This window comes from Hymenobacter sp. BT18, assembly GCF_012273015.1.
Taxonomy (GTDB): Bacteria; Bacteroidota; Bacteroidia; order Cytophagales; family Hymenobacteraceae; genus Hymenobacter; species Hymenobacter lutimineralis.
Genome location: NZ_CP050954.1, coordinates 586005 through 599362 on the forward strand (window position 1 = coordinate 586005; position 13358 = coordinate 599362).

Annotated in this window: 7 protein-coding genes; 4 read left to right on the forward strand and 3 right to left on the reverse strand. The window is 59.2% G+C overall.

From position 1 onward, the window contains the following. The first annotated feature begins 46 nt into the window (after positions 1-46). On the forward strand, positions 47-2182 hold the full coding sequence (locus tag HER32_RS02525) for a glycosyl hydrolase (protein ID WP_168680280.1): 2136 nt from the start codon (positions 47-49) through the stop codon (positions 2180-2182). Positions 2183-2320: 138 nt separating this feature from the next. Here the strand turns inward: HER32_RS02525 and HER32_RS02530 are convergent, their stop codons facing one another. From HER32_RS02530 to HER32_RS02540, 3 genes are all read right to left on the reverse strand, one after another. Then, positions 2321-3430, reverse strand: coding sequence for a LacI family DNA-binding transcriptional regulator (locus tag HER32_RS02530; RefSeq protein ID WP_168680282.1), 1110 nt, complete (start codon positions 3428-3430; stop codon positions 2321-2323). 103 nt (positions 3431-3533) lie between these two features. Next, positions 3534-4538, reverse strand: a complete 1005-nt coding sequence (locus HER32_RS02535) for an ROK family protein (RefSeq protein WP_168680284.1) — start codon at positions 4536-4538, stop codon at positions 3534-3536. A gap of 253 nt (positions 4539-4791) precedes the next feature. Continuing rightward, on the reverse strand, positions 4792-6240 hold the full coding sequence (locus tag HER32_RS02540; protein WP_168680286.1) for a sialate O-acetylesterase: 1449 nt from the start codon (positions 6238-6240) through the stop codon (positions 4792-4794). Positions 6241-6846: 606 nt separating this feature from the next. Here HER32_RS02540 and HER32_RS02545 point away from each other — a divergent pair. From HER32_RS02545 to HER32_RS02555, 3 genes are read left to right on the forward strand one after another with little or no spacing between them, the layout of a single operon-like run. Next, positions 6847-9486 (forward strand): beta-mannosidase, encoded by a 2640-nt coding sequence (locus HER32_RS02545; protein ID WP_168680288.1) that lies wholly within the window; start codon positions 6847-6849, stop codon positions 9484-9486. Positions 9487-9521: 35 nt separating this feature from the next. Next, positions 9522-11939 (forward strand): beta-glucosidase family protein, encoded by a 2418-nt coding sequence (locus HER32_RS02550; RefSeq protein WP_168680291.1) that lies wholly within the window; start codon positions 9522-9524, stop codon positions 11937-11939. Between the two features lie 40 nt (positions 11940-11979). Continuing rightward, complete coding sequence (locus HER32_RS02555; RefSeq protein ID WP_168680293.1) at positions 11980-13248, forward strand: sugar MFS transporter; 1269 nt, start codon at positions 11980-11982, stop codon at positions 13246-13248. The last annotated feature ends 110 nt before the right edge of the window (positions 13249-13358 follow it).

The following is a 13358-nucleotide window of genomic DNA, read 5'->3' on the forward strand; positions in this document are numbered from 1 at the left end:
ATTCACCGGTCTCTGTCCTTGCTCACTTTCTCCCGCCAGCTAACTGATGAAAAGAATAGACTCCCGTCAACTTCCCCACCTATTCCTTTTCGCCCTGCTTACCGGGTTCCTGACCATTCACCCCCTGGTGCTGCGAGCTGCCCCTCCCATTCGGCTGGAAGCCGAGCAGGTAGCCCGGCCCGGACAACTCCTGCAAGCCATTCCTGGCTACTCCGGTACCGGGTACGCCGGCAACTTCACTTCCCCTACAGACTCGCTCACCTTTCATTTTAAAGCCGTAGCGGGCACCTACGACCTCACGGTTCACTACTCTTCCCCGTTTGGGACGAAAGAGTATTTTCTCGCCGTGAACAAAGCCAGAAGCGGCTACTTTCTTTCCGGCCCCACGGTGGCTTTTACCGACAGCAAAGTAGGCCGCTTTGCATTGCAGGCAGGAGAAAACACCATCACCGTAGCTTCTGGCTGGGGGTATTTCAATATCGATTATATTGAACTGACGCCGTCGGCCATGGCCCGCGCGGGTGCGGTTCCGCTTCTTAATGGGCGCGCGGAGGCGGAGCTTGGCGGGCTGAACGGTGTGCAGACGGCCGTGTCGCCCACGGGTTTCTCCGGCACGGGCTTCGTAACGGGCTTTGATGCGGCTGCCGACAACGTGAGCATCACCTTCGACAACCCCGTGGCTGGCTTATATAAGCTGCAGTTGGGCTACACCTCCCCGTTCGGCGACAAAGGCTATGATCTGCAGGTCAACGGTGAGAAAAGCACCGGAATGTTCACCCAGACGGGAGATAATTTCAAATCGGCTGAAGCCGGGACGTATCTGCTGCCCAAAGGCCTGAACACCGTTACCATTGGTCGGGGCTGGGGCTATTTCGGAATTGACTATCTGCAGCTTTCTGCCACCACAGTGGCCTTACCGGCGGCGGTGCCCAATAGCCTAGTGGATGAGCAGGCCACTCCGGCCACGAAAGCCTTGCTGGGGTATCTGCGCAGCCAGTACGGCTCGAAAGTACTGGCCGGTCAGCACGCCGGTCCCGAAGATAACCTGGCTGATCTGCAATACATCGTCAACAAAACCGGCAAAGAGCCGGCATTGGCCAGCTTCGATTTCATAGAGTATTCACCTTCCCGACGTGCGAACGGCAGCAACCCAACCGGCTACACCGAGCAGTTTATCCGTTGGTCGGAGAAAAGCCAGGGGCGGGGTATTGTGAGCATGATGTGGCACTGGAATGCGCCGACCGATCTACTCAACACCCCGGATAAGCCGTGGTGGATGGGCTTCTACACAGATGGCACCACTTTCGACATTGCCGCTGTGCTGGCCGATAGAACGGGAACCCGCTACCAACTCCTGCTGCAGGATATGGATGCCATTGCCGAGGAACTCAAGAAGTTTCAGGCGGCCAATATCCCAGTGCTATGGCGCCCCCTGCACGAAGCCGAGGGCAAGTGGTTTTGGTGGGGAGCCAAAGGCGCGGGGCCCTATAAAGAGCTCTGGCGCGTGCTCTACGACCGGCTCACCAATCATCATCAGCTCCACAACTTGATTTGGGTGTACGGCGCCACCCAAAGCCCCGGAAACGACTGGTATCCCGGCGACGCTTACGTGGATATTGCCGGAGTGGATCTGTACGTCGACGTATCGGCCAACATGAGCAGCGACTGGAACGGCCTGCAGCAGCAGTTTGGCGGCCGCAAGCTGGTGGCCCTCACGGAAAGTGGTAACCTGCCCGACCCCGACAAAATCCGGGGCTATGGCACTTGGTGGTCGTGGTTTACCGTTTGGCAGGGCAAAGACTGGATTCAGAAACAGCCCCTGGACCTGCTCAAGCGGGTGTACGCGGACGCCGACGTCATCACGCTGGATGAACTGCCGGACTGGAAAGGCGCCGTTACCAGCACCCGCCCAGGCCAGCCGGCAAGGGCTGCGCTATCGGTGTATCCTAACCCTGCCTCCGGCTACAGCCTGAATGCCAATATCAGCTTGCCCGCCAGTCAGCCCGTGACCATCCGGCTAACCAATAGTGTGGGCCAGCAGCTTTGGCAGCAGCAGGTAGTAATGCAGGCTGGTAGCAATACCTTTCAGGTTCCTATACACGGCTTGCGGATGGGCCTTTATCAGCTCACCGTGCTATCTGCAGACTGGCCGCCCACAACCCAGCGCGTGCTGATCCGTTAGTATCGAATGGTCTTTGTCTGGCCAGAAAATGGAGGGTAGGTGCCCCCTGCCACCCACATCTTTCTGACTTCAACCAGTGTACAACAGCGCACGTCTACCTGCTTTAGCCGGCAAGAACTAGTTATTCCCAGTGGCCGTTTAGGAGTGCAGTGTCTTTTTTCGGACTACTGTTGTCTTGGCCTTTTTCCGGATAGACGACTGCCGAACAACCAGTTCCGTTTGCAGCAGTATTTGCTGAGGCAGGCTAGTGTCTTTTGCGTGTGGATGTTTGAGTTCGTCCAGCAGGATGTCAATTACATTCCTGGCAATGCTCTCAATAGGCTGCGCAATAACCGTAATGGCCGGGGTATACAGCCGAAACAAGTCGTGGTCGTCGTAAGAAATGACTGCCACATCGTCCGGAATCCGCATTTTTAAGCGGGCAATTGCCTCCAGCCCGTAGATGCTCAGGTAGTTGGTAGAGAAGATCAGCGCATCGATTTCAGGGTTGGCCTGAAGAAACTCCTGGATATCGGCAATCACCTTTTCGGTGTCTTTCGTTACGGCTAGGCGCCGTACTTTGGGCGCCATTGCCTGTTCGGCCAAGGCCTTCGTGTAGCCATCCAGACGCGCTTCCATCTGCGTTTGCACCGAGTCGGTAGTCACGAAGGCTACCCGGCTGAAGCCCTGCGCCAGCAGATGAAGCGTGGCCTGGTACGTGCCCTGGGCACCATCCACAATAACGTAGTTGGTGGGCAGATTGGGCAGAAAACGGTCAAATAAGACGGTGGGGGTATGCTCCCGCAGAATATTGGTGACTTCTTCCTCAATGCCCTCCGATGGCACAATGATGTAGCCATCCACATGCCGCTCGTGGAACATGGTGAGCAGTTCCCGGGCTTTTTCCGGGTTGTTATCCGTGCTACAGTAAATGATGCGGTAGCCACGCTCAAAGGCCTGCCGTTCGATCATCCAGGCGACCGTTGCGAAGAAAGGGTTCGATATATCCTCCACTACCAGCCCAATCACGTGCGTTTTGCCGGTGCGCAAGCTTTTGGCAATATGATTGGGTTTATATCCCACTTCATTCACGTAGGCCAGCACACGCTGCGCCACCGCATCACTGATCCGGCTTTGTTTGGCTTTGCCGTTCAACACTAACGATACCGTGGCAATGGATACCTCCAGATGATTGGCAATGTCAAGGATCAAGGTCCGCTTCTTCACTTTTTCACTCATAGCAGGATTCTCCAGGCAGGTATTCTTCAAAGGTAAAACAATCCACTAAAACCATTTAGGAAGCCTGTGAAGCAAAAAGCCAGGGACGGGCCACCCAGTGCCGGTCCCTGGCTTCCCTGGGCGGAGCCTATCTTCAGGAGACGAGGTACGCAGCCCCATAAACCCCGGCGCTGTCGCCCAGCAACGGCTTAACTACGGGGGCAGCAAACTGGTGGTCGAAGATGTGCTGCTTTATCTGCGCTACTCCCAGGGTGTAAATCTCATCGATGTTGCCGACGCCCCCACCGATGACAATAACTTCTGGATCGAGCACATTGATGACTGCGCCCAAGGCTTTTCCGAAGTAGTGCATGAGCCGGTCGCGGGTTTTGAGCGCGGCGTCGTCTAGCCCCGTAGCGGCCCGCTGTATGATGTCCTTGAGTTCTCGCTCCTGCCCGGACAGGCTGGCATAGAACTGCTCCAGTGCTGGCCCCGACAGGATACTTTCTATGCAGCCGCTTTTCCCGCAAAAGCATGGTTTGCCGTCCGTTTCGCTGAGGTAGTTGTGCCCCCATTCGCCGGCAATGCCGTGGAAGCCTTCCAGGGCTTGGCCATTGATAACAATTCCGCCCCCAACGCCCGTCCCCATAATCAGGCCCAGCACGACGCGCGCCTCAGGAAATTGCTGCCGGACAATGCCAAGGCGGGCTTCCGACAGGGCAAAGCAATTGGCATCGTTGGCCAGGACAACCTGCCGCCCGAGAAGCTGCTCTAGGTCAGCTTGCAGAGCACGGCCATTCAGGGCGGTAGTATTGCAGTTTTTCATCAGCCCCGACTGCGGAATCATGGTACCAGGGGTGCCGATGCCAATTTTTTCGGCTCGGTAGCCGGCCGCCTGCTCCATGGCTTCCACCAATTGCTGAATCTGCCCCAGGATGTGGTCGTAGCCCCGGCTGGCCCCGGTAGGCACCCGGGTACGGAATAGCACCGTGGGCTCCTGCGCAGACTGTAGGATGACGCCTTCAATCTTGGTCCCACCCAGGTCTATACCCCAAAGGTTCTGCGTAGCCTGGAAGCGCGTGTCGGGCAGGGTGGCGGGAACCGGGAGCACCGTGTTCGGCCAGTTTGACAGGGCGGAAGAAATTGTTAAATCACTCATGTTGATGAATTAGATGGCGCCATGAAACGTGTGGCTGCGCCGGCGCAAGAAGCTGATGCTCGGGTAGGCTGGTGGGGCGGGGCCGGAATTTGAGCCGGTACGCTTCCATATTTCCCCGCTCAGTAGCTTTTAATGGCCTATGCGGCGGGTGTCACTTATGAAAAGTGGCGCATGAAAAGTGGCGCATGAAAAGTGGCGCATGAAAATGTCTTTTACTTTGTAAGCCAGTTGATTATGCTTTATCTACCCATGTTCAATCCCAGGCATCGGTGCGGAACGGGAGAGCCGGCAGCCCCTCGCGGTTGTAGAGGTTGCCGCTGGGATTGTTCGCCCAGTTGTAGCGCACAGCTACCGGCTTGGGGACGGCTGGGCTCGTCAGCACTACCTTATGGCCATGCAGCGTGGCCGTAGCCCAGTGAAACTGCTTATCGGCCCCGGCCACGGCAAAACCGCGTAAAGTGTCCCCCTTTGCCTGCAGCCCGGAGCCAGCCTGGGTGAACGTTAACTGCACCGCGTGCCGCTTGCAAAGCACCTTTTCCAGCGTCGGTCCGGCGGCTACCACTGCCTGCTCCCCATATACCTTGTTGCTGGCCAGCAGCACCAGGCGCTGCCCAACAGCCTGTTTGTTGGCGGGGTGAATATCATGGGCGTCACCCACATCAATGGCCACGGCCATCCCGGTTTTTGGTAAAGCCAACGCTGTGGCCTGCGCCTCCCGCAGGCGCGCCCAGTCGGAGTCGCTGGGTTGCAACTCCCGGGGCTGCCAATTGGCCAGCTGCACAAACAGAAAGGGTAACTCCTGCCCCCAACGCCGGCGCCAGTCCTGAATTAAGGCCGGAAAGAGCGTGCGGTATTGTTTGGCCCGCCCCACATTGGATTCACCCTGATACCAGATAATGCCCTTCAGGGCGTATGGGATGAGGGGGGCAATCATGCCATTGAATAACGCTGTCGGCGTGTTCTGCGGGTCCTTTACAGCTAGTACGGTGCGGGCGTCCCCCGTCAGGCTCCTGGTTTTTTCCTGGTAATCCGGCAGGGTCTGCAGAGCCTCCTGGCTTATCCAGGCTTCGGCCGGCGTACCACCCCACGGGCTGCTGATGATGCCAATGGGAATGTGGTAGCGCAGGTGCAGGCCGCGGGCGAAAAAGTAAGGTACGCCAGCAAACTGAGCCGCCGTTTGGGGGCTGCATACTTGCCAATGGCCCTCAACCACGGCCTGCGGGGTAGCAGCCGGTGCTTTCTTAACTGTAAACTGCCGGATTTGCGGAAAACTAGCCTGCGCCACTTCCTGCTCGGCATTCAGGACAACTGGATAAGCTCCGGGCTGGGGAGCATTGGCATCCCGCAGGGGCATTTCCATGTTCGACTGCCCGGAAGCCAGCCACACGTCCCCTACCAGAATATCGTTTATGACTAAGGTGTTACTTCCCTGAATGGTCATGGTAAACGGACCGCCAGCGGCCGCAGCCGGCAGCAGTACCTGCCACTTGCCCCCGGCGGCAGTTGTGGCGGTATACCGGTGGTCTTGCCACCAAATGGCGACATGCTCGCCCGCCTCCGCCCAGCCCCAGATTGGCAAAGCCTGGTCGCGCTGCAGCACCATGTGGTCAGTTACCAGCGCGGGCAGCCGCACCGCTGCCTGCCCTCCCAGGAGGTAGAAGCACGCACAGATCGTAAGCAAGAGCCCGCGGGTTGTTACCATATAAGGGAGGGGTGGTTTGCTTTGTGGTTTATTCTTGGTTTGCTCAGGAATACCTGCTCTTCAATCGTTTGCGGCACTGCCAGGGCTAGTATGCCTGATTGTCTCTGGCATAAGGCGGTGAGTGCTTCGGCTTACCTGCTTTCCGCCCTACTCATCCCGGACCAGAGAAAAGCTCGATTTTCAGTTTGCTAAAACGTATTTGCAAGCTAATATGGCGGTTTTTTTCGACACGCCAACTTTGCTAAAGATTTTACTGAATATCGTTTAAGAGCTATACCTGCTGCCTTTGGGTGCTCTGCGCTACTCAGTGGCCCCTGCCGGTGACCAGCTCGTATCAGCTGAAAAAGCCCTTTTAGCGGCTGTTACGAGCTTTTGGCGGGAATTTCAGCCTCGCCAAGCCGACTCAAGACGGCGTCGGCTTATCAGCTAATAAATAACGGAATAGCAGGTTTTTGGAAGAATACTAACCTGCAATCGTTTGTAATTGCTAAAACCTTTTAGCTTTGCGATTAGAAGGACAGTTCAAGTAATTGGCGTCGGCTGGCCAAGTCCCGTTGCTTACTGCCGTCTTTTGGTCTACTCGCTGCTACATACCGAGAAACTCCCATGCGCTTTACCCTCCTCACGCGTTCCTTGCTTTCCTTCCAACGTTTAGTTGCCACCGGGCTGCTGATCTTCATTACCAGCCAGGCCGTAGGCCAGCAGTCCGCCGGCAAAACGACAGCCTCCCTATCTACTGGCTGGCGCTTCCGCCAGGTTGGTAAAGACAACTGGGCTTCGGCTACCGTGCCAGGCTCGGTACACACCGATCTGCTGGCAACCAAGCAGATTGAAGACCCACTCTACCGCGACAACGAAACCAAGCTGCAGTGGATTGGCAAAACCGATTGGGAATACGAAACCACGTTCGATGTGACGCCGGCAACGCTGCAGCGCGCCAACCTGGAGCTGGTGTTTAAAGGCCTCGACACCTACACTGATGTGACGCTCAACGATGCGGTGATTCTGCACACCGATAATATGTTTCGGGAATGGCGGGCCAACGTGAAGTCCCACCTGCGGGCCGGCGCCAACCGCCTGCACATCCGCTTCCGCTCCCCGCTCAATGAAGTGGCAGGCCTGCCAGCCAAGTATGGCTACAACCTGTTTGCCATCAACGACGAGCAGGCCATGGGGTTTGTGGGCGACAAGGGACCGGTGCTGAGCCCCTACACCCGCAAAGCCCCCTACCACTACGGCTGGGACTGGGGGCCGCGCTTCGTGGGCGCGGGCGTGTGGCAGCCAGTATACCTCGAAGCCTGGGACGATGCCAAGCTCACGGACTTCCACGTTATTCAGCGCCAGATCAGTGCCCAAACCGCCCTGCTGGGCCTGGAAGTAGAGTATGAGGCCGCCTCTTCGGCCGCAGGCCACCAGGCAACGCTGGTGCTGGAAACAACGGGCCCGGACGGCCAGGCTACCGGGCAGCGTATTGAGCAACCCGTGACCCTGCAGCCCAACCGCCATACCGTAACGGCCGAGCTCAAGCTTGACAACCCCAAGCTGTGGTTTCCGGCCGGCTATGGGCCGCAGTCGTTGTATTCTTTCCGTGCCCAGCTGGTGCAGAACGGTCAACCGCTGGACGAAGCCAAAACCCGCACCGGCCTGCGCCGCCTGCAGCTGCGCCGCGAGCATGACCAGTACGGTAAGTCGTTTGAGTTCGTGGTGAACGGCATTCCGGTTTTTGCCAAAGGTGCCAACTGGATTCCGGCCGATATTTTCCAGACCCGCGTAACCAACGCCAAGTACCGCCAGCTGCTGCAAGCGGCCAAAGACTGCAACATGAACATGCTGCGGGTGTGGGGCGGTGGCATCTACGAAAACCAGTACTTCTATGATACCTGCGATGAAATGGGCATCATGGTGTGGCAGGATTTTCTGTTCGCCTGCTCGTTCTACCCCGGTAATCCGGAGTTTATGGACAACGTGCGCGCCGAAGCCACCTACCAGGTAAAGCGCCTGCGCGACCACCCCAGCATTTCGATCTGGGTGGGCAACAACGAAAACGAGGTGGCCTGGCAGGAATGGGGCATTCCAGAGAAAATGGGCAGCCACAAGCTGGAAGTATGGAGCAACTACCTCAAGCTCTACCGCGACCTGCTGCCCACGGTGCTGAAAGCCGAAGACCCCAGCCGCCCCTACCTGTCGTCGAGCCCCTCGGCGGAATTTGAGGACATGGCCGGCTCGCAGACCAACGGCGATATGCACTACTGGCAGGTGTGGGGCGGCACGGCCCCAATTTCCGACTACGAAAAGCAGCTTCCGCGCTTCATGAGCGAGTACGGCTTCCAGTCCTTCCCCGAGCTGCGGTCCGTAAAAGAATTTACCGTTGCGGCCGACCGCGACATTATGTCGCCGGTGATGCGGCTGCACCAGCGCAGCGTGGTGGGCAACCCGCGCCTGAAGGAGTACCTGCTGCGGGATTACAAGGAGCCCAAGGATTTTGAATCGTTCCTGTATGTCAGCCAGATCCTACAGGCCCACGCCATCAAGCTGAGCGCCGAGCACCTGCGGCGCAACCGGCCCCGCACAATGGGCTCGATGTATTGGCAGCTCGAAGACTGCTGGGGCGTGGCCTCCTGGGCTTCCATCGACTATTACGGCCGCTGGAAGGCGCTGCAGTACTACGCCAAGCGCTTCTACGCCGACGTGCTGGTAAGCCCCCACGAAGAAGGCGACCAAGTACGTTTCTACGTGGTATCAGACAAAACCAGCGCCATGCCCGGCCAGCTGGAGGTGCGCCTGCTGGATTTCAACGGACGTACGCTGTTCAAGCAAACCCAGAACCTGCAGATCGAGCCGCTCACCAGCAAAGCGTACCTCGACATTCCCCGCACCAAGCTGCTGGGCAGCCAGGACCCGAAAAAGGTGGTGCTGAGCTGCGAGCTGAAGCAAGCCGGCGGCCCGGTGCTGTCTACCAACACGCACTACTTCGCCCTGCCCAAGGACATGGAGCTGCCCCAGCCCACCATAAAGGCTACCTGGAAGCAAAGCAACGACAGCACATTCCGGCTGACGCTGCAAAGCAAAACCCTGGCCCGCGAAGTCCACCTGATGCTCACGGAAAAGGACGGCTTTTTTGTCGACAACTACTTCGACCTGCTGCCCGGCGAGAAAAAGGAGCTGACGTTCAAAAGCAAAGGCCCGATTACACTGGCTGAGCTACGCCGCCAGCTGGCTGTTCGCACCCTGGTTGATGCCTTCTAGAATTGTGCTTTGCTGCTTGTTAACTGGTTAATCTGATGTCGAACACCCGTTTTTCACCCGTTTCTAAGCGGATGGCTTTGCCCTGGGCTTTGAGTGTGGCTTTGTTGGCCAGCGCCTGCCAGCGGGCCGGCGTGGCTACGGCGCCCGCCATGGCCATGCCCGCTACCACTACCGCGCCCACTGGGGCGCTACCTGCGCCCCAGTGGAGCCCACGCGTGCGGGAGCTGCTAAGCAAAATGACGCTGGAAGAAAAAATCGGGCAGATGACCCAGCTCACCAACTCTACCATTAACCACACCGGCGAGCAGAAGGACGTTACGCTGGACTCGGCCAAGCTCGTGCCTTTCATCCGGGACTACCACGTAGGCTCGTTTTTGAATGGGGAAGCCGTGCCCCCCACCCAGTGGATCAAGTATCTGTCGGCGCTGCAGCGCATTGCCATGCGCGAGTCGCGCCTGCACATTCCCATCATCTACGGCATCGACCACATGCACGGGGCCAGCTACGTGAGTGGAGCGGCTATTTTCCCCCACAACCTGAACCTGGGCGCCACCTTCAACCCGGAGTTTGCGCGCCAGACTGCCCGGGCCACGGTGGTCGAGTCGGCGGACCTGGGCCATGCCTGGGTGTTTGCGCCGGTGCTGGACCTGGGCGTGAACGTGTACTGGCCCCGGGTGTACGAAACCTACGGCGAAGACCCGCACGTAGCCTCCATGATGGGCGCGGCTTTTGTCAAAGAGCTGCAGGAAAACAAAGACATTGCTCCTTACAAAGTAGCCGGCTGCGGCAAGCACTTTCTGGGCTACTCCGACCCGCGCAACGGCTGGGACCGGACCAACGCCCACATTTCCGAGCAGCGCCTGCAGGAGTTTTTTCGCCCTTCCTTCCAAGCCGCTATCGATGCCGGGCTGAAGAGTATCATGATCAACTCGGGCGAAATCAACGGCGAGCCGGTGCATTCCTCCAAGGCTATTCTCACGGACCTGCTGCGCCGCCAGATGGGCTTCACCGGCGTGGCCGTAACCGACTGGCAGGACATTATCCGGCTGGTGACCATTCAGAAAACGGCCTCCAACGAGAAGGAAGCCACTTTCCTGTGCATCGACGCGGGCGTGGATATGGCCATGACACCCTACAATACCAACTTCTGCCGCTTTGTGAAGGAGCTGGTACAGGAAGGCCGCCTCAGCGAGGAGCGCATCAACCTCTCGGCCGGCCGGGTGCTGCAGCTGAAGGACGAAATCGGCTTGTTTGACAACCCTATGCCCCGCGCCGACCGCCTTAGCCGCATTGGCGCGCCGGAATTTCAGCAACAGGCCCTGGATGCCGCCCGCGAGTCAGTGGTGCTGCTACGCAACGAAAAGAAGGTGCTGCCGCTGGCCGCTGGCAAAGTCAGGCGCCTGCTGGTGGTAGGTCCGTCGGCCAACTCGCGCGCCAACCTCTCCGGGGGCTGGACGCTGGCCTGGCAAGGCAGGGCCGAGGATGCGTATCCGAAAGAGGTGCTGACCATTCTGGCGGCATTGAAAAAGGAATTTCCCAATGCCCAGGTAGAAACTGTGCCCTACCAAAGCGCCAGCGGCAAGCTGGGATTACCGAACGTATTGGCCGCCGCCCGGCGGGCCGATGCCGTCGTGCTGGCCCTTGGGGAGCGGCCGTATGCCGAAGGTATTGGCAACACCAGCGACCTGACGTTGCCCGAGGACCAGCTGCAACTGGTTCGCACGGCCCAGGCTGCCGGCAAGCCCACGGTGCTGGTCATGATTGGTGGCCGGCCCAACATCATCCGGGCGGTGGCCGAACGTTCGGAAGCCATTATCTGGGCCGGCCTGCCCGGCTTTGGTGGCGGACAAGCCATTGCGGAGGTTATCAGCGGCAAGGTTAATCCCAGCGGCCGGTTGCCGTTCACGTATCCGCAGTTTGCCGGCCACCTCTCCAACTACCACCACGACAACAACGAAAACAGCCTGGAGCTAAGCGACTTTGGGGCGGGCTTCGAGCAGCGCGGCCCCAAGTACCGGCCCCCCATGCTCACGGAGTTTAGCGAAGGCCTAAGCTATACCACATTTCAGTACAGCAACCTGCAGCTATCCGATACCCTTGTGGGCCACAATGGGACGGTGCGCGCCGCCGTGCGCGTCACCAACACGGGCAGCCAGGCGGGCAAGGAAACGGTGCTCTGGTTTCTGACCGACGAGGTAGGCCGAATCACCCGCCCGGTAAAGCTGCTCAAGCACTTCGAAAAGCCCCTGCTGGCCCCGGGTGAAAGCCGGGAACTTCTTTTCGAAATACAGCCGAAGCAGCACCTGAGCTACCCCGGGCCTGACGGACAGCCCCGCCTGGAAGAGGGCTACTTCACGCTGCGGGTGGGCACGCTGGCCAAGCGCTTCCGCTACGCCGCTCCGGCAGGACAGCACCCAGCAGGGCCGGCCGCTACCGGCTCCGGAAGCCACTAAATATGCCGCCAGCCTCCCACCCTTTCTCTTTTCTCTTCTTATGGCTTCTCCCTCCCCTATCCTGGCCTCCCAGCCCGCCACGGCTGCCCCGGAAACCCGGCCCCGGTATACCTCCGCGCTTAGTGCCGTTACCACGCTGTTTTTTCTGTGGGGCTTCATCACCTGCCTCAACGATATTCTGATTCCCTACCTGAAGGCCATTTTCCAGCTGAGCTTTGCGCTTGCCAACCTCATCAACCTGTGCTTTTTCGGGGCGTATTTCCTGATGAGTATTCCGGCCGGTAAGCTGGTCGCCCGCGTTGGCTACAAGCGCGGCATGCTGCTGGGCTTCGGCGTAGCGGCGTTGGGGGCCTACCTGTTTTATCCGGCGGCGGCGCAACGCGTTTACGGCCTGTTTCTGGGGGCACTCTTCGTGCTGGCTTCCGGTATTACCATCCTGCAGGTAGCCGCCAACCCCTACGTGGCCATTCTGGGGCCGGCGGAGTCTGCCTCCTCCCGGCTTACCCTCACGCAGGCCTTCAACTCCCTGGGCACTTTTCTAGCGCCCTTGCTGGGTAGTGCCCTTATTCTGAGCCGCCTGCCCAAGCTTGATTCCGGGGTAGATGCCCGCGCCATCGATGTCACGGCGGTACAGGTACCGTACCTGGTTATCGGCACGATTCTGCTGCTGATTAGCCTGCTGCTGAGCCGCGTGCACCTGCCCCGCATAGCGTATGCCCCGGCCGATGCCCCCACCGACGCGGCCGAAGCCGCCAGCGCCTGGAGCTACCGGCACCTGGTGCTGGGCGTAGTGGGCATTTTTGCCTATGTGGGCGCCGAAGTGGCCATCGGCTCCCATATTGTCAATTATCTGGCGTTGCCGGATGTGATGAACCTCGACGCCGAAACGGCCGGCAGCCGCGTCTCCCTGTACTGGGGAGCGGCGATGATAGGCCGGTTTGCGGGGGCTTACCTGCTCAACAAGTTTGCGCCAAGCAAGCTGCTGGCTTTCAATGCCTTGGGGGCCATCCTGCTCATCCTGGTTTCCCTTTCCACCTCGGGTGAGGTAGCCATGTGGAGCCTGCTGGCCGTGGGGCTGATGAACTCCCTGATGTTCTCGACCATTTTCACGCTGGCCGTGGCCGGGCTGGGCCACTTCACGGAACAAGCCTCCGGGTTGCTGTGCACCGCCATTGTGGGTGGGGCCCTGGTACCGCTACTGTTTGGGTTGGTGGCCGACCACAGCGGCCTGCGCACGGCCCTGCTGCTGCCGGTGCTGTGCTACGCCTACATTGTGTGGTACGGCCTGCGCGGCAGCCGCCGCGGCTGAGTTTCCTGCCTGCCCATGTGAGATAATAGAATGGCCCCGACGGGGCATAGCGGCCCGCGCACGGTGCTGGCAGCCCCACGGCAGGGGCCGCCAGCACCAAGCCTCATCAG